The organism is Pseudonocardia wallangbongensis (assembly GCF_054486945.1).
On sequence record NZ_JBRERS010000005.1, the window covers coordinates 135,718 to 162,700 of the forward strand.

Annotated in this window: 1 protein-coding gene; it reads left to right on the forward strand. The window is 72.0% G+C overall.

Annotated elements, in window-relative coordinates:
• Window positions 1-25: 25 nt before the first annotated feature.
• Window positions 26-26,929, forward strand: a complete 26,904-nt coding sequence (locus tag ACU436_RS19675) for a preprotein translocase subunit SecA (RefSeq protein ID WP_459027294.1) — start codon at window positions 26-28, stop codon at window positions 26,927-26,929.
• Window positions 26,930-26,983 lie beyond the last annotated feature (54 nt).

The window sequence follows — 26,983 nt, forward strand, 5'->3', positions numbered from 1 at the left end:
TCCTTCCTGCACGTTTCCACCGCAGTTGCTCGCCCATGGCGCAACGGCACTGGATCCGTCCATCTCGCGGTCGACGGCCGTGGTTGCTTGCTTCGAGCGCAACTGTGCCGGTCGAGACCTGCGTTTCTCTCCAGGGCGTGTTCGTCGCCCATCTTTCGGAAGTACCTCCACTCCGATCTTTCGGGAGCGATCAGCGATGCGAGCGCACACCACTTGTGACGGTGAGGCCATCGGCCTCGCCGCGCGTGGTGGCGTGTGCGTCCGGTTGCGCACCTCGTGGCCGGAGCGGCTCCTGACCGTCCTGCGGTGGGTGCTCGGCACCGCCGCCGCAGTGGTCGTCATGTGGATCGGCGCGGTGTTCCTCGCGACGCCGGCGTCCGCTGCCGCGGCGCTCCCCGTGGTGGCTGCGACCCAACAGGGCCTCCTGAAGGGAGGTGTTTCGAGGTCCGCGGCAGACGGTGGCGACGACGACGGAGAAGACGACGGCGACGGCGACGGCGAGGAGAAGGAAGAGAAGAAGGAGAAGAAGTCCGACGACGGCGAGGACGACGAGTCGGAGTCACAGGAGGAAGAGTCGGAGGAAAGCGACGAGCCGACCCGACACTCTTCGACCCGAACGTCGGACGGAGGCGACTCCGACGACGAGGAGCGCGACGACGAGGAGCGCCCTTCGAAGGAGAAGGACGAGGACGAGCCGAAGAGGGATGTGCCGAATTCCGAGGACGACGAGGACAAGCACGAAGACGAGGACGAAGACAAGAAGGACGAAGACAAGAAGGACGAAGACAAGGACAAGACCGTGCGGGTCACGGGCCGTCTGGTCGAGTCCGACAGGTCCGACGACGAAGACGATGACGCCGGCGAGGAGAACTCGTCCGGTAGGTCGGACAAGATGCTCCGCGTCGACAAGGCCACCGGCCGGACCCGGGACGACGACGAGGACGCCGACGATCGCGAATCCGATGTCCGCCCGTCGGTGGCGTCCCTGGATCGTGAAGACCGCGAGCGTGTGACGAAGCGCATCCAGAACAGCGTCCGCGAATACCGCGAACACGACTCGGATGACGACGAGGGCGACGACGACCGCTCGGAGAACCGGGACCGCGAGGACACCGAAGCGGACGTCGAGAAGGCTCGCAAGGAAGTCACAGCGGCGGTCCGGGAGGCCGTGCGCGACGGCTCGAGCGTCCGCGAGGCGGTCCGGGATGCGCTCGCCGAGCGTGCCGGGTCGAAGTCGGAGAAGAAGGACGAGGACGAGGACGGCGACGGCGACGACGCAGCCGCCACCCGCCTGCTCGCCGTCGACGGGAAGACGGACGGCGAGTCGGCGAAGAAGCTCCGCACCACCCGCACGGGAGCCGACGCGGCACGCGCGCCCCCGTCGGACGACGCCGACGACGAAGGCAAGGCCGACGAAGGCAAGGACGACGACGAGGACGAGCCCGAGTACGACGACTCGGCCGAGCAGGTCGAGAAGGCGCTCCAGCAGCGGATCGACGCCATCGACGGCGCGGAGGCGCTGGCGAAGGACAAGAAGAAGGTCAGCTCGGGTGACCTGAGTGCGAAGCAGTACAAGAAGAAGCAGGCCGCGCAGACCGAGCGGGAGAAGAAGGCCGACGCGCAGGCGGCGAAGCTGTCGCCGGAGCAGGCCGAACTGGTCGACGACGTGGTGAACGGCCACCGCACGCTGGAGAAGCGCGAAGCGCGCCTCGCGGCGGAGAAGAAGAAGGTCAAGACCGGCAAGGTCGACGAGGAGACCTACGAGCGCCACGTCGAGGCGTTCGAAGAAGACCGGGACGGGCTGTACGAGGCCACCGACGAGCTGCGTGAGGCCACCGACCGCGACGAGCCGGGCATCGTCGACGAGGATGATCTCGACGGTGACGGCGCGGTGGCGGGCTGCGGGGCCAGCGGTGCGTTCATCGCCTGCGGTGCCGCGAGTGAGAACGAGGACGGCGACACCGACTCCGACCACTGCGTCGCGTTGGCCGGCGTCTCGTCCGGCTGCGGGGTCAAGGCCGGTGGCGGCGACGACAAGGCGTCGGCGACGTGCGAGCTGGGTGGCTCGGACCAGGGTTGCGGGAGCAGCGCGAGCAGCGGTGGGAACACCGCCACCGCGTGGTGCTCGATCGGCGCCGACTGCGAGCAGCGCGCTCGTGCCGACGCCGACGGCGCGGACGCCGACTGCGCCTCCGAGGCGGGAGCGTGCCGCGTCGCGGGCTCCGGCTCGGCGAAGGACGAGCCGAAGGCCGAGCGGGCGACCGACCGCGAGGCGGGCCGATCGGCCACCGTCGTGAGCGACGAGCGCCGCCGCAGCGCGAGCGCCTCCGGGGAGTGCTCCACGAAGTCCGGCCGGTGCGACGCGTCCGTCGAGGTGGACCTCGGCGACTCCGACGATCACGGGGCCTCCTCCGACGCAGAGATCAGATGTGCCGCGGACTCCGGTGGCTGCCGGGGCGCGGCGTCGACGAAGAGCGGCGCCGACGCCCGGGACGCGACGGACGAGCGGGCCTCGGTCCGGACGACTTCGGTCGAGAAGGCCGCATCGGTCGAGAAAGCAGTCGAGCCCACGGCGAAGGCGGGTGGCTCGGCGAGCTGCACCGTGCATTCCGGCTCCTGCCGTGCGGCGAGCCGCGCCGACGCCGACGCCGACTCGTCGGACGTCGACGCCGGAGGGAGCGCGTCCGTCGAGCTCGACTGCGACGGCGCCTGCTCCGGCAAGACCACCACCAGCGGCACCGCCACCGGGGTGAGCGCGAGCACTACCCGCGCCAGCACCGGCACCAGCGGCTGCGAGGTGCGCGGCGGCGAGTGCGGGGCGCGCTCCGACACCACCGTCGGCAACGAGGTCGATCCCACCGACACCACGGAGCGAGCGGCCGCCCTCGGGGTCGCCACTGGCCCGGAGGCCGTCGACGGCGACGGCTACGCGTCGAGCACCACCGGCGCCGACGTGGAGTGCACCGCCCCGACCGGGTGCACCGGCACGGCACGATCGAGAACCGCGGGCACGGTGAGCGGCCTCGACGCGGGCGCCGTGGCCCCCGCGGTGCGCACCACGAGCGCGTCGAGCAGCTGTGTGAGCACCGCCGGCAGCTGTGTCACCGATGGGGCCTCCGATGTCACCGACGAGTCGCGAGAGACCCCGGTACTGGCCCGGACGCTCCTCGCGTCCAGCCAGGCCGGTGCGGACGTGGCGTGCGAGGTGGCCGGCTGCGACGGTTCGAGCACTGCGTCTTCGAAGGGCTCGGCTTCCGGTGACGTCACCGGGGTGCGCGACGGCGTGGCCACGGCGTCGTGCACGGTCGACGGCGCAGGCGGGGGTTGCGCCGTCGACTCGGTCAGCCACGTTGCCGATCGGGCCCCGTCGGACGAGCCCGGCGCCGTGACCGGCCCGGTGGCAACGTCGGATGCCACGGTGGTGGCGTCCTGCGCCGGCGGCGAGGGCACGTGCGGCGTGTCCGGCACCGCGTCGAGCAGTGCCCGCGACACCGCGGTGAACCCGGACCGGCGCGGCACCACCGCAACCACCTCGTGCACCGTGGTGGGCGGCACCTGCGGCGGCACCGCCTTGTCGGCGGCTTCGTCCGCGCCCGACCACGCGGCGGTCGACCCGAAGACCGGGCTCCCCGCGGCCGGCCCGTCGAGCACGGCGAGCTCCAGCGCGCAGCTGAGCTGCCCGCAGGGCTGCACCGGCACCGCGTCGAGCTCGGCGACGGGCATGGACGGGTCGCTGCAGCGCTCCTCGACCGGCTCGGTGACCTGCACGACGGGTGAGGGCGCCTGCGCCGGGCAGACCACATCGGTGGCATCGACGTCCCCCGGCTCCGCGCAGCAGCTGTCCGCCGACACCGTGGTGAACACCGCGCGGCAGGTGGCCGGCCCGTCGGCGGCGTCGGTGTCGGGCGCGCTGCTCACCTGCGCCGGGCAGGCCGTCTGTGACGGCACGGTCGCCAGCGCGGTCTCGGCCACGGACCCGAGCGTGTCCCCGGACCCGCGCGGCTCCCGCAGCGAGGGCACCTGCACCGGCGTGACGGGCGGGGTCTGCCAGGCGGTGACGAACTCGGGCGCCTCCAGCGAGCCGAATGCGTCGATCATCACGCCGGTCATGACGGCGGCCAGCACGTCGAACGCCGACGTCAGCACCACCACCGACGAGCCCACCGAGGGCGAGACCGGCACCCCGGCCCAGGAGCCTGCCACCCCGGTCGCCCCCGGTTCGAGCGCGAGCTCCGGCGGCACGACGATGCCGGGCGCGTCGAGCTGGTCGATGGCCTCGGCCACCCTGGACTGTGCCGGTGCCACCGCCTGCGCAGGCACCGTGGACAGCTCCGCCTCCGGCAGCGACGGCCCGGCCACCCTGAACGGGTCCGGCGGGGCCCGTGGCCCACCGGAGGGCACCGCCCGAACCACCAGCAGCTGCTCCGCCGCGGAGTCGGGTTGCACCGCCCAGACCAGCTCCACCGCGGGATCCGGCCAGGTCGTGGCCGACATCGTCGCGGAACAACAGAACACCGCCGCCGAGCAGGCCGCCGCGTACGCGCAGCAGGTCCAGCAGGTCGCCGACGAGGCCGCGCGCACCGCCGCAGCGCCCGGGGCGACCGCGGAGGACAAGTCGTTCGCCGCCGAGGCAGCGCAGGCCGCCGCCGGTGCCCGGCAGTCCGCCGTCACCGCCGCCGAGCTCGCCGCGAAGCCGGTCGAGAAGGCGCCGGCCACCCTGGCCCAGTCCGACGCCACGGCCTTCTGCGCCACTGCCGGCTGCACCGCGACCACCACGGGCGCCACCTCCGGCCTGGCCGGCGACTCCCGCACCGAGGCCACCTGCGCCGCTGCCGCCTCCGGCTGCGTGGCCAGCAGCAACGCCACCACCCAGATCAGCCGCGCCGACGAGCCGGTTCCCACCTTCGCCGGCGCCGGCGAGACCGGCTCGCGGGCCGAGTGCCCCGAGGCCGGCTGCACCGCCCGCCTCACCGCCTCGGCCGAGGCGATCGCGGGGCCGGACGGACAGCGCTCCACCAGCACCGGCGACGGCGCGACCGCCTGTGACGGCACCACCGCGTGCCAGGCAGAGATCAGCGCCGGCTCGTCCATCACCGTCACCGCTCCCGGCGTGGAGCGGGAGAACCGCTACGCCATGACGAGCGCGTCGGTGGGCGCGGTCTGCCACAACGGGACCGAGGCCGGCTGCGCCACCCGGACGTCGAGCACGGCCGGCGCCGTCGCTGGGAAGAACGTCAAGGCGAGGTCCACCGCGACCTGCGTGGGTGTCGGCGGGTGCGGGGCACTCACCAGCGCGTTCGTCGCGAAGGACACCACGCAGGTCGCGGCGCAGTGCGCCGGAGCAGGCTGCAGCACCCACGCGAAGGGGCACGCGCAGGCGGTCACGTCGGTTGGGCACAGCAGCGCGATTGCCCGTTCCGACTGCACGGCCGGGCCGAAGGGGACGTGCGCGAGCTCGAGCCGGGTCGCGGCGGGTGCCGGGCACGCCATGGCAGGCGCCGAGTGTGCCGGCACGAAGGGTTCGAGCTGCCGCCACTCCTACTCGGCCACCGCCTCGGGTTCAGGGTCCTACGACGACGGCACGCATCGCAGCTCGGCACGCGCTCATGCAGACGGCTCGGGGGGCGGCCGCGCCGGCGGCGGCGGGGTTTCGGTGCACGCGATCGTCCAGGTGGGCAAGGGTTACGCCAACGCGATGGCCGGGTGCTCCGGCGCGTCGAACTGTTCGGTGAGCTACGCCAGCCGCGCCGAGGCGTCCCAGACCGTGGGCGGGCAGCACGGTGAGGCCTGGTCGTACTGCTCGGGTGGCGGGTCGGGCGGGTCGTGCGGCTCGAACGCGGTGGTGGATGTCGATTCCACCCACGCGACCGCGCAGGCGGGGTGTTCGGGCACGGGATCGTGCTCGACGCACTACGCCACCAGCTCGGCCGCCTCCGGCTCCGGTGAGGGCATCAGCGGGGACGCGGGTGCGAACTGCTCGGGTGGCGGCACGTCGGGTGGCTACTGCGCCACCGGCTCGAAGGCGACCTACGACCCGGAGACCGGTCAGCTGACCCTCTCCTCGTACTGCGCGACCGAGGGCGGGGGGTGCTCACGGTGGGCGAACCTGGAGATCGACGCGGCATCGCCGAACGGCGAGTTGACCGGCGAGGGAGAGGCGAGCTGCTCGGGCGGAGTGGGCTCGTGCGGGGTCATCGGTGTGGCCAAGTACTACGCGCCGGAGGTCGATGACGACGGCAACCAGATCCCGCCGACGCTGGTCACCGCCACCGGGTGCGACACGCAGGGCGGTGGGTCGTGCTCGCAGAGCTCCCGGGCAGACGCGTACATCGTCTCGCCGGACGGCCTGGTCACCGGCACCGCCACCGCGGTGTGCTCGGGAGGCTCCGGCTGGTGCACCACGGTCGTGGCCGGCGCGTACGACCCGGAAACCGGGCTGGCCCCCGCGTACTCCGACTGCCAGGCCGGCGGCGCCGGCGAGTGCTCCCAGTCCGAGGCGCACATCGACGGGGAGGTGTCCGGGCCGGGGCAAGCGGTGCCGGACGGGCCCACCGACGGCACGATGTCGGCCGACGGCATCGCCGACTGTGTGAAGACCTCGGGCGCGTGCTCGGTGTACGGGGTCTTCAAGTACCACAAGGCGCAGTACGAGCGGGACGAGAACGGCGACATCGTCTACGACGACAACGGCAACCCGGTCGTCATCCCGGCCTACCTGGAGTCGACGACCGACTGCTATCCCAAGGGCTCGCACTGCAGCCAGGAGGTGCACTACTCGGGCGACGTCGCACACGAGAGCGAGCACGAGGGCCACACCGGCAACGGCCGTTCGGACTGCTCGGGTACCTCCGGGAGGTGCTCGATCGTGGGTTGGGTCGCCTACAACCCCGAGACCGGCCAGGTGGAGGCCTTCACGGACTGCCAGTCCGAGGGCGGCGGCGAGTGCACCAGGTCCGAGACCCACACGAACGCCTGGGCGCAGCTGCCCGACGGCACGGTGACCGGGACCGGACCGTCCGACTGCGTGCAGACCAGCGGGTACTGCGCTTCGGTGTCGCTGGCCAAGACCTACCCGGCCACCACGACCGATGAGAACGGCGAGGAGGTCGAGGTCCCGGCGTACATCGTGCTCGGCGCTGGATGCGAAACCGACGGACCCGCCTCGAACTGCAGCTTCAGCCTCGAGGCCACCGGTCTGGACGATGCCTACGGCGACGACGGCGAGCAGGAGGCCGGTGCCAACAGCGCCTGCAGCGTTTCCGGTTCCACCGGTTTCGAGTGGTGCTCGGTGGCAGCGGCCGTGTCGGTGAACGACGAGACCGACCGGCCCGTGTCGACCGACGGACCCACTCCGGCGCCCCCCTCGGAGCCGGGGGATGTGCCGGTGGACGACGAGCCCACCGAGCCGACCGACGAGCCGGGGCCCAGTCCGACACCTGTCCCGGAGCCGGACGATCCCGTCCAGGCCATTGTCTGGTGCCAGGGCAGCGAGGGCGTGACGTGCTCCTACTCCGCTCACATCGCCGACCTCTCGGTGTCGGGGAGGAACCTCGCCGAGTCCGTGAAGGAGTGCGGGACGGACGGTGCCGGTGTCTGCTCGCTCGTCGCTGCCGCGACCGCCGCCGGCGAAGACCGCGAGCGGCAGGGGCAGGCGTTCGCGACCGGCTACTGCGAAGACACCAACGGGACGTGCTCGGGTGAGTTCCGCACCCACGTCGACTCCAACCGCGACACGCTCTCCGACTGCCACTCGGCGGCCAACGGGGTGTGTTTCAGCGAGGCCGCCCCGGACCACGCGAGGTCGTGGGGCTACTCGGAAGACGGGACCATCTACCTGCACTCGGTGGCGCCCGGGGAGGAGTTCAACGCGGAATGTTCGGTCGGCTCGGGATGCGGGCAAAAGCCCGTCGAGGGCGCCGATGGCGAGTACTGGGTTCTGAATGCTGACACCCACAAGAGCGTGAGTGGATTCGCCAAGAACTACATCCGGGACAGCGTCGAGACCGCTGTGTACTTCGTGCCCTCACTCATCGAGGCGGTCGGCAAGGGATACCCGCTCGTCGTCGGGACCGTCCAGGGGGTCACCAACACCTTCCAGCGGTGGAACGACTGGGAGCGTCTCGGTAACGACTACTACTACGCGCCCGTCTCCACGCTGCTGGAGGACACCGGCACGGCATCCCTGATCCTTGCTGGGGCGGGGGCGATCATCAAGGGGGCCTCGCTGGGTGCGACGGCCGCCGGCGCAACCGCTGCCAGCGCCGCCACGACCGGCGGGATCCGCGGTGCGCTGGCTTCGATGGGTAGGCTCGCCGGACGCACCGCACCGGCGTTCGATGTCGTCGCAAGCAGGGTCTTCGATCTCACCGGCACGATGGGCAACTTGTCCATTGCCCCGTATCGGCTGCCGTTCTGGGTCGAACGGCAGGTCGCAAGTCTGGCGGCGCGGTACGCACTCGCTCCCGTCGGAAAATGGGCATCCCGCGGCACGGACGCCCTGGTGAGCAGGGCGGCAACCGCGTTCGAGAGGAATCGACCCGATGTTGGCGTGAAATATGGTGCCGGCGCGTACCTGCTGGACCGTTTCGGGCGCATGGTCGAGACCGGTGCCCGCTCGAGCAGAATCATCGGATACGGCGGCATCTTCGGTCGGATTACTTCGGAAGGCGCTGTTCCCGGCCTGATCGGCACGGTGCGCGCCTATCGCGCGCTCGACCTGACCTTCGGTCGCGCACTCACGGTCGAGGAACTGAAGGCCCTCGGGAAGAAGGCCTCCGCCGACCCGAGCGGCAGGCTCGATCGTGCGGTCAACGTCGTCCATCTCGACCAGCTCGTGAACGGTATGCGTCTCAGCGGTGGTCCGGCCCGCCACCTCGGCGCCGACGTCAGCCCGGCCAAGCGGATCGCCGACGATGAGGCCGTCGGGGATGCGGCCCTCCGGGGCGACCGGGTCGGGGAGCGCGACGTCGCCGGCGCCGACCGTGGGGTCGATCGACGGGTCGAGCGCGGTGAGCCGGGTTCGAGTCCTGGCTCACGCGGCGGGGACGAACCGGGCCGGCAGCCGGTGGCCCCGGGCAGCATGCCGACCGAACGGGTCGGCAGCGGTGCGCGCCAGTCCGGCGCCGGGGGCGACCTGCTCCCGGTGGAGTCGAGCACCGCCGGTGGCGCGCGCGGCCGGCTCGATGACTCGACGCCCGGCGCGATCCGCGACGGCGAACAGCGGGTGCTGGATCCCGACGCGGACAACACCGGCGGCCGGTCGCCCCCGGAGCCGCGTCCAGGAGCACGCACCGAGCGCGGCAGGGACGCCGAGGGTGCGACGACAACCGTCCGTACCGAGAGGGACTTCAAGGAGGACGTCAGCAGGGTCAAGGAGCTCTGGGCGAAGTTCCGCACGTACACGAACGCCGGCCTGCGGAACAGGTTCTGGGAGCTCGCGCAAGAGGTCGTTTCCGGCAGGCGCACGATCCGGGACGTCGCCGACGAGTGCACCGCGCTCGTGTGCGAGGTCTCCCGACGAGCAGGAAAGGAGCCGCACGATGAACAGGTAGCGGGAGCTCTCGCGCTGATCCGCGAGGACGTCATCGAGATGCTCACCGGTGAGGGCAAGTCGCTCACCGGGTCACTCGCGGTCATCGTCCGCAGCCTGGACGCGCGCGATGCTCGGGGCCGACCGGCCACGGGCAGGGGCGCGCAATGGCTGACCCTGAACGAGCGACTCGTCACGGAAGCCTTCGACGAGCTCAAGCCGATTGCCGATCGGCTCGGGCTGAGCGTCGGCAAGGTGATGCCGAGCCGCTCGTGGTGGGGCAAGTGGAAGGCATACCGCTCCGACATCTCCGTCGGCATGGTCAGCGAGTACGTGTTCGACGTGCTGCGAGGCCGCAACGGCACGGGACAGCGGGTCCACCAGGGCCGTGGCGGGTTCCGGCTGCTCGATGAGGTCGATCTCGTTCTGCTGGACGAGGCGCTCACGCCGCACGTGCTGGCGACGGCGGTCAAGAACGGTAAGGCGCCGTTGATGGACCTGGCGTGGTCGGCCTACGTCGCAGCGAAGCTGGAGCCACGCAACGGGACCACCCCCGGCCACTACGTCATCGAACGTGACCGAGTGCGGCTGACCAAGGAGGGCCTCGAGTTCATCGAGTCCCTGCGCGACGGAAGGGACCTGACGAACCGGCTGAACAAGCCGCTCGTCCGGCGTGTCGAGAACGCGCTCACCGCCAAGGTGCTCATGAAGCCGGATGTGCACTACATCGTCGAGGGCGAGGGCCGCAACAAGCGCATCGTCATCGTCGACAAGCACGGCCAGCGGCTGGACGAGCGGCGTTGGAACGACGGCTTGCACGAGGCGATCGAGTACGCCGAGGCGGTGAAGGTGGGCGATCCCACCCGGGTGCTCGACTCGATGACCATCGTCGATTTCCTCGGCGATCGCCCGTTCGCCGGCATGACCGGTACCGCTGGTGGCGCGCAGGGCCGGGCCTCGTTCGCTGGGGACTACGGCAAGGGCGTCGTCGAGATCGAGCCGCACAACGGCAGGAACCGGGTCGACGACACCGTCGACTACCTGACGGCGCAGGAGAAGTGGGACGGCATCTTCGACGACGTCGTCGCCAATGGCAGGAGCGGACGCCCGGTGCTGGTCGTGGCCGGATCGATCCTCGACGCCGTGCAGATCTCGCTGCGGCTGCGCGAGGCCGGGATCGAGCACAACCTGCTCACCGCCAGGACCCCGGCCGCGCACGAGGGCCGGATCATCGCCGAGGCGGGTCGGCGGAACCAGATCACGGTGGCCACGAACAAGGCCGGCCGCGGAATCGACATCAAGCTCGGTGGTGACGTCGAGTTCCTCGCCCGCCAGATGGTGCACCGGAAGCACCCTGGCCTGGCCGCGAGCGACCCGGCCCACTACCGGTCCCTGCTCGGAGACGCCCGCGTCAAGGCCGCGGACCTGGTCAAGGCGGCACGCAGTGAGCTCAACGAGGCCGGCGGCCTGCACGTCGTGCTCACCGAGTTCGCCGAGTCGCTCCGGATCGAGATGCAGGCCCGGGGCCGCGCTGGTCGCCAGGGCGACAACGGTTCCTCGACGCTGCACCGCTCCCTGGAGGACCCGGTGCTGCAGCCACCCGGACTGGCCGAGTTCTCCGCGGCGCGCGCCGTCGACGATGCCGGTGAGATCAGGGCGGACTCCACCACGGTGGACGCGCTGTTCAGGCTGGCGCGCCAGGAGGCCGAGCTGACGGCACGGTACGAGCGGGGCGCATTCCAGCAGGCCCGAGTGGCCCAGCAGTCCCGCTGGACGTCCCGTTTCCGGTGGAGCCGCAAGGGTTCCCAACCGGCCAGGGCCGTGCTTTCCGCGAAGGACGCCGGGACGAAGCGGTACGGGGTCCCGGCCAACCCGGCCGGGATCGACCTCCCGCAGTTGGCTGCGGCCCGGCTCGGGCAGGACATCGCGGGGTTGACCGCGCGGCAGAACGCGGTGCTGCAGGTCCTCGCGCGGCGGGGAGTCGAGCACGACACGCAGTCCCGGAAGCTGCAGCGGTCGGCGCGCGTCGTGGCGGGGCTGATCCCGGAGCGTTCCTTCCAGCCGCGCCGCTACACCGAGGAGGACCTGTCGAGGGTCACCGCGCGGTACGAGGCCCTCGTGACCCAGCTGAACGCCTTCGAGCGTGGTAGCGAGCTGCGGGATCGGCTGGGCATGGACCACGAGACGTTCGCCGCGACGGTGGTGGTGGCCGCGCAGCTGCTGGCTCAGCGCGAGCAGATCCAACCCGGGCCAGCGGCTGAAGGCGACCCGGCCGAGCGGCTGCGGCTCTCCGGCGTGCGCGACCGTGAGCTGCAGGCCTTCCTGGCCTACGCCGCCGGCCTGACCCGAGGGCGGATCGCCGAGCGACTGAACGCGGCGAGCCACGGCGGTGACGTGGTCCAGCCGCACGAGGTCGACTGGTTCATCAACCAGGTCGTCGAGAAGCTGACCCGCTCCGACCGCGACGACGCGCTGCTCGGCCGGCGGCCGGCGGGACGGGGTGTGCGGACCGAGGCAGCCGTGCGCGACGCGATCCTCGGCGAGCTGGCCGCCACGACGGACGGGCTGTGGGAGCTGGTCCGCGACGAGTTGCGGGCCGTGGAGTCCGCCGGCTTGCATTCGGCCGAGCGAGCCGCGCTGTGGCAGCGGGTCGATCGGCTCGAGGAGTTCATCGAGGGGCTGGCGAAACGGCACCGGGATCGGGTGTATGCGGTGCTCCTGCGGGCAGGCATCACCTCGCTCGCGCAGCTTGCCGCGATGTCGGGCGATCAGCTCGCTGAGCTGGGGATGCCGGGCTCCGCGACGCGGGCGGTACGCCGAGCGCTCGCCAAGGCGAGCGTGGCTCACCGCAGCGACACCCGTGATCGTCATCTGGCCGGCAGGCTGGCCCGGGTCTCCGGCTGGAGCCACGACGAGCTGCTTGCCGCACTGCACATCGCTGCCGGGGAGCGTTACGACCCGACCCGCCCGGCCACCTTCGATCGGATCGACGGGCTGCGCACGCGCACCGGGATCGGCGATCTCGCCCTGTTCGCCGACGTGCTGCTGGATCGACTGGAGCGGGTTCGTACCGGGACGCTGACGGGTGCGGGCCTGGCCGGGTTGCCGGTGGAGGCGCTCGACCTGCTGGTTCGGGCGCGCGCCGGTGAGCTCACCGAGACCGAGCTGGCTTCGTTGGTCGCCGACGGTTCCGGCTCGCTGCGGATGCCGCAGCTGACCGGTGCGCACCCGGTCGGCCGGCTGGGCCAGCATGTGGCGCTGCTCGTGCTCGACGCACAGGTGCGCGCGCAGCGCGGTCAGCCGCAGCCTGACCCATCCGCTCCCGCACCGGCCCGGTTCCCGGCCCGCGCGCTCGCTGTCGCTGCGTCGCTGATCGGTGGTGCGGGCGGTGGGGCGGCTCTGCTGTCCGGCGCAGCCGGGACCACCGTGGCGCTGTACGCGGTCGTCGGTGCCGCACTGGCCACCGCGGTGGTCTCGGCGATCCACATCGTCCGTAACAGGGGCCCGCCGGCGGCGCCGAACGTCAACACACCCGCGTCGCGGATCCTGCTCGCGGCCGGACTGGTCGCCGTCCTAGCACTCATCGGTGGGGATGCGGGCGGCGTGGGGGCCGATGTCGCGGGCGCAGCGTCCGCCGGGGTTCTCGCATGGCCCCGGTGGCATGGTGCCGATGGGAACGGCGGAGCGGGCGGCTACGACGCGCAGGAGCGTGGCCCGCCGCTTCTGCCCACGGCCGCGGAGCGGCAGGCGATCGTCGACCGTCTGATCCAGGAGAAGGCGCCCGCCTTCGTGCGGGATCGATCGCTTCTTGCTGGCGTGATCGCGGATCCGACGGGCGTCATGGATGGCTCCAACAGCCGATTCAACGCGGTTGTCGGGCTCGTCCTCGAGGACTTCGCCGAGCCCTTGATGCAGCATCTTGCGCGGGAGCGCGGTGAGACGGTCTTCCGGTCCGTCAAGGTGAAGGCGGTATCGGCGAACGGAAACGCCCGGGAGCTGACCGAGCTGGACTACCTCCTGATCGGCCCGGCTGGCATCCGCTTCTTCAGCGCGAAGATGAGCCCGCGAAACGTCAAGACCTCGAACGACCTGGTGGAGGTGACGTGGCTGGCGACGGGACGGCGCCCCAGGTCGCGGGAGGAACTCGATCGAACTCCGAAGAAGCTGCGCAAAGAGCTCGAGCAGATCGCCGAAGCCGAGGCAAGTGGTGCGCGGCTCACCGTCGAATGGGCGGGCCTGGAACGACCGATCGCGTTGGCGCAGTTCCGGCAGGAGTACCTCAGCGGGGGCGAACCGCTGATCGAAGCTCACGGGTTGGTCCCGTTCCAGCCGGACGTGCGCCGGAAGGTCTCGAAGCGCCCGGGCACGGGACGGTTCACCTCCATCTACCGCGTCAGCTCGCGGCTGCAGATCACGATGACGGCTGACCAGATCCGGACGGCGGTGATCGAGGGCCTGTTCCGGTTGGCCGAGCGCCTGGACGAGCCGCAGCAGCAGACGCCGCGCACCGCCGACCCGAACGGGACGGCCGACGACTCCACCGAGCCGATCGCAGCGGCGGAACCCAGCGCGAACGACCACCGGCCGGGGCGCACGGCATCGGGGATCCCCCCGCCCGTCGACGGACGAGCTGCGCCGATCGCCGCGGAAGACCGGGCGCAGGATTCCGTCCGGCCCGGCGTCGTCCAGCGCGCCGTCCAGCTGTTGCGGGTTGCGTCGTCCTGGCGGGCTGCCGTGGTCCGGCCGGCGCTGGTGGCCATCGTGGTCGTGCTACTCGTAGTCGGTTCGGGCGAGGCGGCTCTCGCTGCTGACGCCCCGGCACACGTCATGGCGGGCGGTGCGGCGCCGATGGCGGCGCTGCCGTGGCTGCCGCGGCTGCTCGATCGCAAGGCCACTGCCCGGCTCCGGGCCGATGTGGCCTCGAAGGGCACCGGGCCCGGGAAGGTGCTTGCGGATCTGGCGGATGCGGTTCGGGTGGCGGGGAAGGCCCACGAGGCACTCGCAGCGCGGCTGGGGTGGGCCGCCTGGCTGGCCGGCGAGCTGCAGGGGAGCGGGAAGATCTCCGAGTCCGCGGCGGTCAAGAGAGTCGCACGCACGCTGCGGATCGACCGGCAGGAAGTGTGGGAGCGCATCCTGACCGACCCGCGAACGACGGCACCGGACTTCTCGTTCTTCGCGGCGGAGGGAACGCGGGACCTCCTCTCCCGGGTCGAGGCGAAGGTCGAGAACCTTCAGCGGGGGGTCGAGCGCGCAGAGGACGCCTACGAGGCAGCCCGGAAGACGGCGCGCAACGTCATCGGGACGGCGGTCGATCAGGCGCTCGCGGCCGGTATGTCGGATCGGCGGATCGCGCGGGTGCTCGACGTGCCACGCGGCGTGGTCGCGGTGATCAGCGATCGGCCGCAGCCGAAGCCGCGTTCCGGGGGCCCGGAACCGCGGCCGGCGGGGCTGTTCACCGGCACTTCCGAGCGGGAGTCGTGGTTGGAGTTGGCGTCGGCGTCGGCGGCGTTCGCCGAGCGGCGGTTGTGGACGGCGTGGGCGTTCGACCAGGTGAGTGGACGTCCCGACGAGGCGCAGATCGTGGCCGACCTCGCGAAGAAGCTCCGCTTGACCGAGGTCGAGATCCGATCGAGCGTCGTGAACCTCGCCGCCCCACCGAGGGCCCCGCCCGGCCTTGCCGGCCGCCGGCTCACACCGGTTGAGCTGGTCACGGAGCTGACCGCGATCGTGGCGCAGCGCCGGGAACGGTTGCGACAGGCCAACGACGCGGTGGCGGCGCTGCCCAAGCCGGCCCCCGAACCGGAGACGGCGAGTGCGCCGCCGATCGTGACGGACTGGATCGTGCTCCCGGCCCTGTCGGCGCTGCGGTCGGCCGGGCTCAAGGTGACCGGTCGCGGGAACCGGGTGCGCCTGCGGCGGCCCGCCGGGACGACGGCGGATCCGCGGCTGGACGAAGCGGTGAACCGGTTGGGGAAGTTCGCCGACGGGCACCTGCACCACTCCGGCTACCCGTACCACCGGGTGACGTCGCTGGGCGGCTTGGTCGAGTTGTTGCTGGCGGCAGGCCACGACGTGGTGCTGACGTTCCACCCGATCCCGCAGCGGATCAAGGGCATGGGCTACTACGGCGACGTGGACGCTCAGGTGGCCACCACCCGGTTCGGCGTGACCATGCTGGCGATGCGCGGCAAGCTCACCGATGCGCAGATGTTCCGGGCGATCCGGGGCCTTCCCGCGCATCTGCGCTGGCGGGTGATCCCCGGCATCACCGGTGCCCGGTTCGACGTTCCGGGGCTGCGCCGGTACCTGCAGGCGATGGTCGTGCTGCACCCGGAGCTGGCGTTCCTCCTGGGGGAGATGACGTTCGCCAAGGAGAACGTCAAGCTGCAGCTCGGGCCGCAGGCCGCGAACCTGCTCGATCCGGAGTACACACCGACGCTGGACCGGCTGCGCGCGGCGGTGGCGCAGCTGCGAGCGGCGTTCGAGGACGGTCGGCTGGACCGGGCTGCCTACCGGGCCGTCGCTCCGATCGTCGACGGCCTGTACGCGGGTCCGGTCGGCGAGGTGGCGCTGCGGCTGGTCCAGGAGCTGCACCGGCTGGCCGATCCGAAGGTCGCCGACGCCGCGACGATGGTGCAGCTGCGCGATGCGCTGCGCGCCATCGGGGTCCTGGGGGCGGGCGAGGAGCTGGGCCGGTTCGAGATCGGGCGCATCCACGGGTCGGGGCTGATCGAGTACTTCGAGTTCCTGTCGGAGACCGGGGCGACCGGGGTCACCCACAACGACGCCGGCGAGCCGCTGCTGGGCGAGGACGGCAACCTGATCGCCGCGGCGCCGGACATGCGGTACCTGATGGCGTTCCTCGCCGCGAAGCGGCAGTTCCCGAAGGCGCGGGTGATCTATGCACACCTGGGGACCGGGAAGTTCTCGTTGCTCTCCGAGGAGTATCTGAGGTTCCTCGACGAAGAGGTCATGGCGAAGCGGGACGACGAGTTCCCGAACCTCTACCTCGACGTCTCGTGGAACGACCTGGCGCAGCACATCGAGCGGTCCCCGGCCATCCGCAAGAAGTTCCTTCAGCTGGGCGTCAGGTACCACAAGATCCTGGTGTTCGGGACGGACGGGGTGAAGCCCGCGAACGTGCCGCACTACCTGCGGCACCACTACGACATGGACCCGCTGCTGGCCGAGATCGACCGGCGGGCTCCGGGCGCGAAGGACCGCATCCGCTATCGCAACCTGACCGAGCTGCTCGCGGCGTCGCAGGCCGATGTGCAGGCGTGGGCGCTGAAGAACATCGAATCCGGCAACTGGGACGAGGTCCTGGGCCGGTTCCCGCCGGCCGACGAGCAGCGGGTGCGGGACTGGGCGACCCTGCAGCGCCACTACGGCAAGGACACCACCCAGTCCTCGCGGATCAAGGCAGCCGGCCCCGCCGAGGCAACGGCGGTCCACCCGGGTGCAGAACCGTTCGGCAGCAACCAGCAGCTGGCCGACATGCTCGGCTGGCATCACGCGGTCAGCGACCGCTCGGCGGGTGGCCGGCAGACGCGGCGGCTGTGGTGGCACGGGCTCCGGGTCACCGCGCGGGAGCTGCGGCGGGGTCCTGGTTCTCCCGGCCACGGGATGGCGCGTCCGGAACGGCCCATCCACGTGCCCGCTGATGCACCCGGTGCGCCCTACTCGATCGAGGCGTTGATCGCCGCGGATCAGGCCGAGCGGGTGGGCGTTGCACCCGGTCAGCGGAAGCTCACGCTGGAACTGGTCCAGCAGCGCCAGACCGCGAACGACACGGCCCGGGAGGCGATCGCGCGGAAGACCGCGAAGGTGTGGCGGGCGTTCCGGGCGCTGCTGTGGGCGGCGGGAGTGCTGACCGTCGCCGCGGTCGGGTTGCTGATCGTGGGGGTTCCGGAGCTGCTGCCCTGGATCAGCGCGCTCGCGTTCGTCGCCCGGGGCCAGCTCAACCTGCTGCGGGCCGCCGAGCAGAGCCTGGTGCGGGTCGTGCACGAGTCGATGGTCGAGCGCGGCAGGGTGACCAAGGCGAAGATCGCCTGGCTGTACTGGCTGGTGCGCCGCAACGCCCCTGCTTACGGGATCGACAAGAGCCGGCTGGCCGAGTTCGAGAAGGTCACCCACCAGTTCCTGGTGGACATGTTCGACCCCGGCAAGGGCCTGATGCGCAAGCCGTTGCAGCCGGGGGAGTCGCCGGGGGCTCGGCACGGCCGGGTCCTCGCGGAGTACTCGCGCTGGTTCGACAAGTCCAACCGGGCGCTCGGGCCGAGCATCACCTCGCTGCTGTCGAGCGCGCCGCAGGGCCGGTGGGGGCGCTGGTTCAGCGCGGCGATCGCGGCGACGTTCATCGGGAACCTGGCCTACCACCTCTACGTGACGGCCACCGGCCTGCTGGCGGGGCAGTGGGGGCTGGCGGTTCTGACCAACGGGCTCTACGCGGTCACGGACGTGATCTTCCTGGTGCTGTTCGTGCCACCGGCGGTGAGCGGATGGTTCCAGTTCAACATCGCGTCCTGGCCGTGGGCGCGGAAACTGACGAACTACTGGGCGTTCCCGCTGGTGACCGCGGCCAACATCGCGCTGACCATGTTGTTCGGCACGCAGAACCTGCCCGGGGCCGCCGTCGCGTCGGGGCTGGTGGCTACGGCCGGTGCGGTGCTGTCGCTCAAGGTCGCCGCCTCCGCACTCCTGACCGGTTCCACCGGCTACCTGTCCGCACTCGGCTTCCAGACCGAGCTGGCGCTGGGCGTGCGGATCAGCCGGCGGTTGCCGACCGCCACCACGATGTTCTCGCTGTCATTGGTCGGGCTCGGACTGATGACGGCGCCGCAGCCGCTGCTGCCCGACGTACCGGCATTGGCGCCGGTGGCCGTGCTGACGGCGATGTGGGCGCTCAAGAGCAACGCCAAGCTCGGCTTCGAGCAGGTGCGTCGGGGCGGTCGATGGATCAAGGCCCTGTTCACCTGGCGGGCGGGCAGGGCGCTGCTGGCCACCGGCTCCGCGGTCACCCATCTCACCCTGCTGGTGGTGCCCGGGCTGGGTCTGGCCGCCACCGCCGGGGTGGTCGGCAGCGCCGTGCCGGTCGTCATGGCGGTCCTCACGACCGCGGTGGTGGTCTTCGAGAAGGCCCGCATCGCGCAGACCGACGCCCACCTGCGCACGGTCATCGACAACTCCACCGGCCAGGGCCCGAACAACGGGTCGCTGGCCGGCGTCGACGGCTACGAGCTGGACGGCCCCGCGAGGACCGCGTTCGAGCCTGCGGTCAGGGCCCGGATGGCGTCCGGGGTGGGGGTGAGCGTCGACGAGCTCCCCTACGGGCCGCGCGGCCCGCCGCTGGTGCTGATCTCCCGAGTGCCGGGTTACGACGCGGTCATCGCCTACACGATTCACGTCGGCGGCCAACGGGTGATCGTGATGTTCGCCGACACCTACGCGGAGATCCGCGCGCTGCAGGCACGAGGTTTGCTGGTCCCCGACTACCTGGAGCGGGTGCTCGCGTTCGAGCACGACTTCCGCGTGGCGGGCATCGGTTCGGATCGCGAGCGTCGAGCGCGAGCCGAGGTTCTGGTCGACGAGCTCGACCGGGCCCGCGTCGGCAACCGGAACGCCGTGGGCCGCGCGCCGTCGGGGACGGCGACGATCGGGATGTCCAGGCCGACGTGCGGGCTGTCGGGTTGCCCCGGCCGTGGGAGCGGCGTCTTCGACGAGGACGGGTACTGCGATCAGTGCAACTTCTCACGTGCAGACCAGCTCGGCGATGCCGAGCGGGCGGCGATCGCCCGGACTGCCGCGTGGTCGCGACCGGCTGTCGAGCTGCCTGTCGGTGATCCCGAGCTGGTCTCGCTGTTCGGGACGAGCACGGCGGTGCTGGAGCGCAGCGGCGTTCGGGGCCTGCGCGCCGTCACGTCGTTCAACGACGGGATCCGGCAGGCGGGCGGCCCGGCCGACCTGGTGATGTGGGCGGACGGCGGGTGGGTGTACACCGACGTCGCGGTGCTGGCGGCGCTGCGGGCCGGGGTGCTGAACGCCGACGCCCGGCGGCGGTTGTTCGAGCACGAGCTGCTGCACGTCGCGCGACCGGGCCTGGTCGAGGACGACGTGCTGCGCGACGCGCCGCTGCCCGACCTGGCCCCGCTGACCGCCGCCGTCCGCTGGTCCGGGCGGACCTTCACCAGGGTCGGCGGTGGCGCACGGACCGCCTGGATGGCACCGGGACTGGGTGATCAGCCGCCTGCCGCGGTCGAACGCGTCGTGCGCATGGTGCTGAGTGTGACCGACGAGGAGGGCCGGCTCGCCTGGGTCATCGGATCCGGCATCCTCCTCGCGGTCGACGGCGAGATCGGGCATGTGCTCACCAACGGTCACGTCGCACAGCCCCACCAGCGCTACGTCGTGGACCTCGTCGCGGTCGAGATCCCGTCCGCGGACGGGCTGATCGTCGTACCGGGGACCGTGCTGGACCGGCCCCGCCGCACCCACCTGACCGAGACGCTGATCGCCGACGGGGTGGTGGACGGCCTGCACCGCCACGAGGTCGGGCGCGCTGTGGACGCGTTGGACCTCGCCGTCGTCCGGGTCTCGGACCCGCGGCTGTCGGGTTTGCGGCTGCCGCCGCTGCAGCTGGTCGGCCGCCCCGTGCCCGGCACACCCCGGCTGGTGCTCGGCTTCCCGGACACGACGATCCCCACGGCGTCGGATCGCGGCGCGGTGGTCCCGGTCGAGACCAACGCGGCCCACCTGCTGGTGACCGGTGACCGGGCGACCGCTCCGCCGGTGCGGCCCGGGGAGCGACGGCCCGAGTCCGACGTGCTGGTGTTCGGTAGCGGCAGCGAATGGGCGGTGGGCGGGAACTCGGGCGGACCGATCCTCGTCGGGGAACCCGGCGTGACCCGGGATGGGCTCGCCGGGGTCGTCTCCGGCATCGAGATGGACGACGGTGTCGTCTCGGCCTCCTACGGGGTGAGTACCGCTGCGGTGCGGGCGTTCCTGCGCGCCAGCGGGCTGCGCGGCGTGCTGGCCGCCCTCGGCGAGGACGGCGGAGCCGGTGCGCGGCCACGTCCGGTGCCTGCCGCACCGGTGCCGGTGGCGGGTCGGGAGACGCGGTGGGCCACCGGCGCCGATCTGGCGCGGATCCGGTCCGAGATGCTCGTCCACCCGGACGGGCATGCCGTGATCCTGCTGCCGGAGCGGGAGCACGGGTACGCGCTGGCGCTGCGGGGCGATCCGGCCGACCTCACGCTGGTCGCTCACGCCGATGCGGCCGGGATCTTCTGGCCGGGCGACGACGCGGACGTGCGGCTGTCGCCGGAGCACCTCGTGGACCTGGTGGGCGGGACCCCGGCGTACGTCACGCGGAGCCGCCCCTCGGGGGGCCCGGTCGGGGCGGTGGTGCTGTGCACGTGCTCGGTGGGCGCGGAGGTCGATGTTCTCGCGCGACCGCTCGCCGCCGCGTTGGGGCGCCCGGTCGTCGCGCCGACCGGGGACGTGCGGGTGCCGGCACCAGACGGCGGAGCGGGGTACGTCGAGTCGGACCGTCCGTGGGTGGAGGTGCAGCCGGACGGCTCGGTGGACGGAGTCGGTCAACCCTTTGCGCTGCGGCACCGGTCGGAGCCGGTGTACGGGGCGTTCCACCGGCCGCTGGGACCGCCGGGCGTGTCGAGCCCGGTGGCACCGCGCGCCCCACCGCTCCGGCTGGGGCCGGGCACGGGAGATGTCGACGGACCTGCCTCGGCTGCCCGCGTGGTCAGGCAGGGCATCGGGTTCGGCGCCGGCGTCGTCTATCTCGCGTTCGGGCTCGTGTTCGGGCTGGTCACCGCGGCCTCGTTGGTCTGGGCTCTGCCGGCCCTCGCCGCGATGGCCGCGTTCCAGGTGCGCGGCACGATCAACAGCGTCAGGTCGGTGCTGTCGCGCAACATCTGGGTACAGCGCGTCGTGGCGACATCGATCGCCGTCACGTTGGCCATCAACGTCCCGCTCCACGTCGACGGCGCGCTGGCCGCACCCCGGCCCGATGCCTATCAGTGGATCGCTGGGCTGTTCGGGGTGGCGGCCCTGACCACGACGCTCGGCGCCCTCGCCGACCTGACCGCGGCCTGGGCGACGAAGGCCGGAGCGGCCTTCCTCTCCAGCCGCCGGTGGGGGCGGATCACCGGTTGGGCCGACGGCGTCGGCTCGGCCGCGACCGTCACCGCGATCCCGCTCATGATCTACGCGGCGTTCGTGCACCCCGATGCCATCGTGGCCCGGCACCCGGTCCTCCTCGGTGCGGTGCTGATGACCTTCACCGGGTTCGGGGGCGCGGCGGCATACCACCTGTTCCGCACGTTCTGGCGTGGCACAGCGCCATCGAAGCGGCTGACCAGCGCGATCAACATCTACGGGGCGGCGACCATCGCCGCTTACGGCATGCTCTACCTGCTCCCCAACCTCCCCCTGCTCGTCTCGGTGACGGGCCTGCTCGCGCTCGGCGGACTGCTGCACTGGGCGGTGGGTCGCTACCACCTCACGCCGCGGGTCAAGGCGCATCGGATCAAGGCACTGCGCGTCCTGGCCGGTGGCGCGCTCTCGGTTGCCGCGACGTCCGCAGCCTCCGCACTGCTGATCACGTCCGGCTGGGAGCAGGTGTGGTTCGCGGCAGGCGCCGTGGTGACCGCGATCTGGCTCGCGCGCGTGGTGCGGGGCTGGGTCCGTGCGTGGCGGTCCCGGGCGACCGTGCCGGTGACCATCGCTGCGTCGGTCGTGGTGGAAGACCTCGTCCTGAGCGGGATCCGGTGGCTGCTGAACCCGCCGTCCGATCCCGCCGGGGTGATCCCACCGAACCCGCCCGACGCGGCGCGGCGGATCGCGCGGGCGCTCGGTGCGTTCCGGCCGGACGGGCGGCCGCTGCCGGTCGAGCTGATCGAGTCGATCGGGCGTGACCCGGAGATCTGGGAGCGGGTGCCCTGGGCCGTCGGCATGGACGCGCGGCGGTTCGGTCGTTTCGACGACCGGCTGGCCGCGCTGGTGGACGCGCTCGGGGAGGCTCGGGATCGGCTGCCTGCAGGAGGTGGCGCGGGTGGTGCGCACGCCGGCGCGCCGGAGGTCGAGCCCGGAACCGCTTCGGGAGGCAGCTGGCAGATCCGTGCCCCGGAACACGCCGGAGGCGGGCGTGCCGATCGGGCGCACCCGATCCGGGGCCCACCGGGTCTGCGTGCGCTGCGGCGGGCGGTCGGCCGGCACGCGGGACCGCTGGACGAGGCGGTCGCGGACGCCGCGTCGGCGTGGGAGTCGAGCCGCTCGGCGCGCACCGAGGTGCTGGCGCAGGTGGGTGGGCTGGTCGGCCTTCTGACGACCTCGGCGGCGGCCGACGCCAGGTCGAGGGCCGCGTTGGGTGCCGCGAACGTCGTCGCCGTGGACAAGGTGAAGGCTCGGGATCACGCGGTCGAGGAGTTCGCCGATGCGGTGCGTCCGGCCGTGCGGGCGGCCTCGAAGGCGCGCGTGCCGAACCGGGTGATCCAGGCGGTGACCGGGCTGGGCTACGACCGGGTGGCGAGCCTGACCGGCGTGTGGCAGCCGGATTCGGCCGCCCGGACCAGGTGGGTCGATCCGCTGCGGGAACTGTCGTTGCGGCTCTGGGGTGCGCGGTCACGGTCCGACGAGCTGGTGACCCTGCCCACCGGTGAGCGGGTGGAGCCTGACGAGCTGAAACGCCGAGTGCGGGAGTCGGGCCTGGACATCGGCGAGTACCAGCTGGTGCAGCTGGTCGACGGGCGCGTCGCGGCGCTGCTGGGAAGCAACGGCCTGGCGCTCTACGACCTGTCCGACGGGCACTTCCACCACGCCGGCTACGACGACCCGTCCGGCGCCTACATCTCGGGCTTCCTGCGGATGCTGGCCGAGTCCGGGCACCAGGGTGTGATCACGTTCCACGCTATCCCGCAGCGCGGGGTCGGGCTGGCCGCGGTGGGCGGCAGCTTCTACTACGCGGTGGTCAACGTGCTGACGCTCGGCATGGTCTACCGCAAGCAGACGTTGCGGATGTGGGGTCAGTTCCCCGACGTCCGGCTGCTGGACACGATCCGCATGCTGCCGCCGATGTTGCAGTGGCAGGCGGTGGTCGGCCTGGTCGGTGCCCGCATGGACATCCCTGGGGCACTCGGTTACCTGCGGGCGATGGCGGTGTTCAACCCCGACCTCGCGGTGCTGGTCGGCGAGACCACGGTGGCGAAGGAAGTGGTCACCGACGGGCTGGGTGAGCAGGCGATCCAGACGCTGCATCCGGCATGGGCCCAGCTGGTGCGCGAGTCGCTCGCCGCCGTCGGCATGTTGCGAGCCGCGTACCTGAACGGTGAGAACCCCGACCTGCGTGGGCTGGGCCCCGAACTCCGCGAACTGATCGCCGCCCGGGCTCACCCCGATCCGCGACAGGCCGCGGCCGGCCTGGTCGGGCACATGCTCGCGCCCGGCAGGCCGGGCAAGATCGCGGCCGCGCTGGCGAGTGTGGGACACGGTGCGGCAGCGCGGCAGCTGCGTGGCGCCCAGCAGCGGATCGATCGCAACAAGCTGCCGGTCTACAACCCGCACCTGCGCGAACTCCTTCGGGCCTCCGAGGAGATCGGCTTCCTCGTCGTGATACACAACGACTTCGGGTTGGCGTCGATCGCAGGTGATGGGCGGCTCACCGAATCCGAGCCGGACGAGCGGTTCGGCATGCCGCTGCTCAACCTGCTCGCCGAGCACCCGGGTGCCAAGATCGTCCTGGCGCACCTGGGGGTCGGGAAGTTCACGAAGCTGTCGGTGGACCACCTGAAGCTGGTGGGCCGGATCCTCCTTGAGACGCGCTACCGCCACGTAGCGTTCGACTTCTCCTGGAACGACGTGGCCCGCCACCTCATGGCCGGCGACGAGATCGGGGATTCGTTCATCGAGCTGGTTCGTCGTTCCCCCGACCGGTTCGTGTTCGGTTCGGACGGGATCAAGGCCGAGTCCGCCGCCCAGTACTTCCGCACGGCGCACGACCTGGAGTGGATCTTCAGGCGGATCCGGACCGAGGTCGGCGAGGAGGCATACCGCAAGGTGCGGCACGCCAACCTGGAGGGCCGGCTGGTCGCCGCGAAGCGTGATGTCCAGCAATGGGTGTTCAACGAGCTGTCCGACCCGAGGCGGCCGTGGGACGAAGTCCTCGTCCGGCTCAGGCCGGAACGCCGGGAGATCATCGACGGCTGGCCGGCCGAGCAGCAGGGCCGGCTCACCGTCACCGCGCCCGCCGTCGGGCCGGACTACCGGCTCGACGACGGCACGGTGCTGCGCTGGCAGGACAACCGCCAGATGCGCAATGCGATCCGCTGGCACAACGCGGTCACCCCGGCGGTGGTCGCCGGCCGCCGTCTGACGCCCGGGATGGTGTTCACCGCCCTCAGCGGGATGTGGAGCGACTGGCGGGCCACGGCTCCCGACCGTTCCGCACGCACGGCGGCCCGCCGCGAAGCGAAGGACTCGCCGCTGTCCGGGGTCACCGACACCGGCGCGTTGGGCCTGGTCGACCCGGACAACGGTGAGCCTTACCCCGTCGAGGCGTTGATCGCCGCGCATCAGACCGGCGCCGCGTTGGCCGCGACCGGGAACCGTCCGGTCCGCGGGGACAGCTGGCCGGTGCACGTGCTGCGGGCGGTGCAGCGGACCCAGCTGGACCGCAACCGCGCCCGGACGGACATCGATGCGCTGCGGCGGGCGCTCACCGTTCGCACCGTGCTCGCGGCCGCGGCATTCGTAGTGGTCGGCGCCGGCGTACTGGTGGGCGGCGGGCCGGCGCTGTGGGCGGTGGTCTCCGGCACCGCCGCCGGTTACTGGATGTTCGCGCTGCGTGGCGGGCTGAACGGGCTGCGCGCCGGGTACGGCCAGCAGATCCGGGTCTTGATCGAGTCGATCATGGAGCGCGGTCAGTTCGATCTCCGGACGATCGACACCTTGATCGAGATCATGGGCAAGTACGCCTATCTCGACCCGACCACCGCGCGGTGGCGCCTGGACGAGTTCGACCGCGCCGTCAACGACTTCCGAGCCATCGCGATCACGATGCTCGAGCTGCCGATGCGGGACCGGGAGAACGCGACCAACCGGCACCACAAGGCGCTCGCCGAGTTCTCCACCTTCCTCGACAGGGCCTCGGTCGCACTGGGCGCCCAGGGACAGTCGTTCACCGGGCTCGCCCCGCACGCCGGACTGCTGGGCAAGCTGGTCAACACCGCGATCGCCGTCACGTTCGCGATCAACCTGATCGTGCACACCGTCGCCACGCTCGCTGCTGCCGGCCTGGCGTTCTGGGTCAACGGCACCTACGCCGTCGCCGATGCACTGTTCCTCGCCCAGGCGCTGCCCGCGGCGGTCGCCGGGTGGGCCGGCTACGACATCGGCGCCTCGTCCCTGCTGCGCAGGATGATCCACCTGGTCGCCTTGCCGGTGATCACGGTGGCGAACGTGCTGCTGGCCGTCCAGCTCGGGTTGGTCGCCGACCCGACGATGTGGCAGGCGATCTGGCTGGTCCTGGCGGCGGGCTTTCTGGGCAAGCTCGGGCTGATCGGCGAGCTGCGGCTGGGCCGGCCCGCTCCGCGCAAGGGGGCATGGGCGAACGTGGCGCTCAACGCCAGCCTGCTGATCTTCGCCCTGGTCGCGCTGTTGCCGACCCGACCGGTCGCGGTGGCGCTCGTCGCCGGCGGAGCCGTCGCAACCATGTGGCTGGCGGCCAGGTTCGACAGCCGGCGCTACCACCGCCGCCCGCGTGCCCCACCGCCCGCGCCCAGGAACACCATGCCCCGTGCCGGTACGCCCGTCGCGCGGACGAAGGCGCGTCCGGGGTTGTTGCGTCGAGCATGGCGGGCGATCACCCACCGCGACGAGCGCGACCGGCTCACCGGAACCCTGCGCGAGCTACGCGTTCGCGAGCTCGCTGTGGACGCCGCGCTGGCCGCGGCGAGTGCGGGTCTCGACAGCGCGCTCGCCCGGCTGGCTGAGGAGCAGCGGCTGCTGTTCACCCTGGGGCGTGCCCAGGGAATTCCTGCCGGCCGGCTCGCTCGTGGGCTCGCCGATGACCACGCACTGAGCGCGGACGACCTCCGAGCGCTGCGGGTGCCCTCGCCCGGCGGCCGGTCCGCTCGACCGGGCGCCGTGCTGATGGCCGGCCGTCGCCTCCACCGCCTTCGTGCCGATCTGGCGGCCTACCGGGCCTACGTCACCGATCGCGCCGACGAACTGGCGTATGCGGCTGCCCGGGTCTCTGCCCTCGTCGCCGAGATCGACCGCGACCGCGAGGCCGCGATCGATGCGGCCGTCGCGGCCGGGGTCACGCGGCGGCAGATCGCGACCGCCCGCCGCGCCGCCTCGGCCGTCGCCGGCGTCAGCGACGGTTGAGCTCGGCCGGGGTGATGAGCCCGTCGTCCAGCGCACGGCTGACGAGTCGCTCTT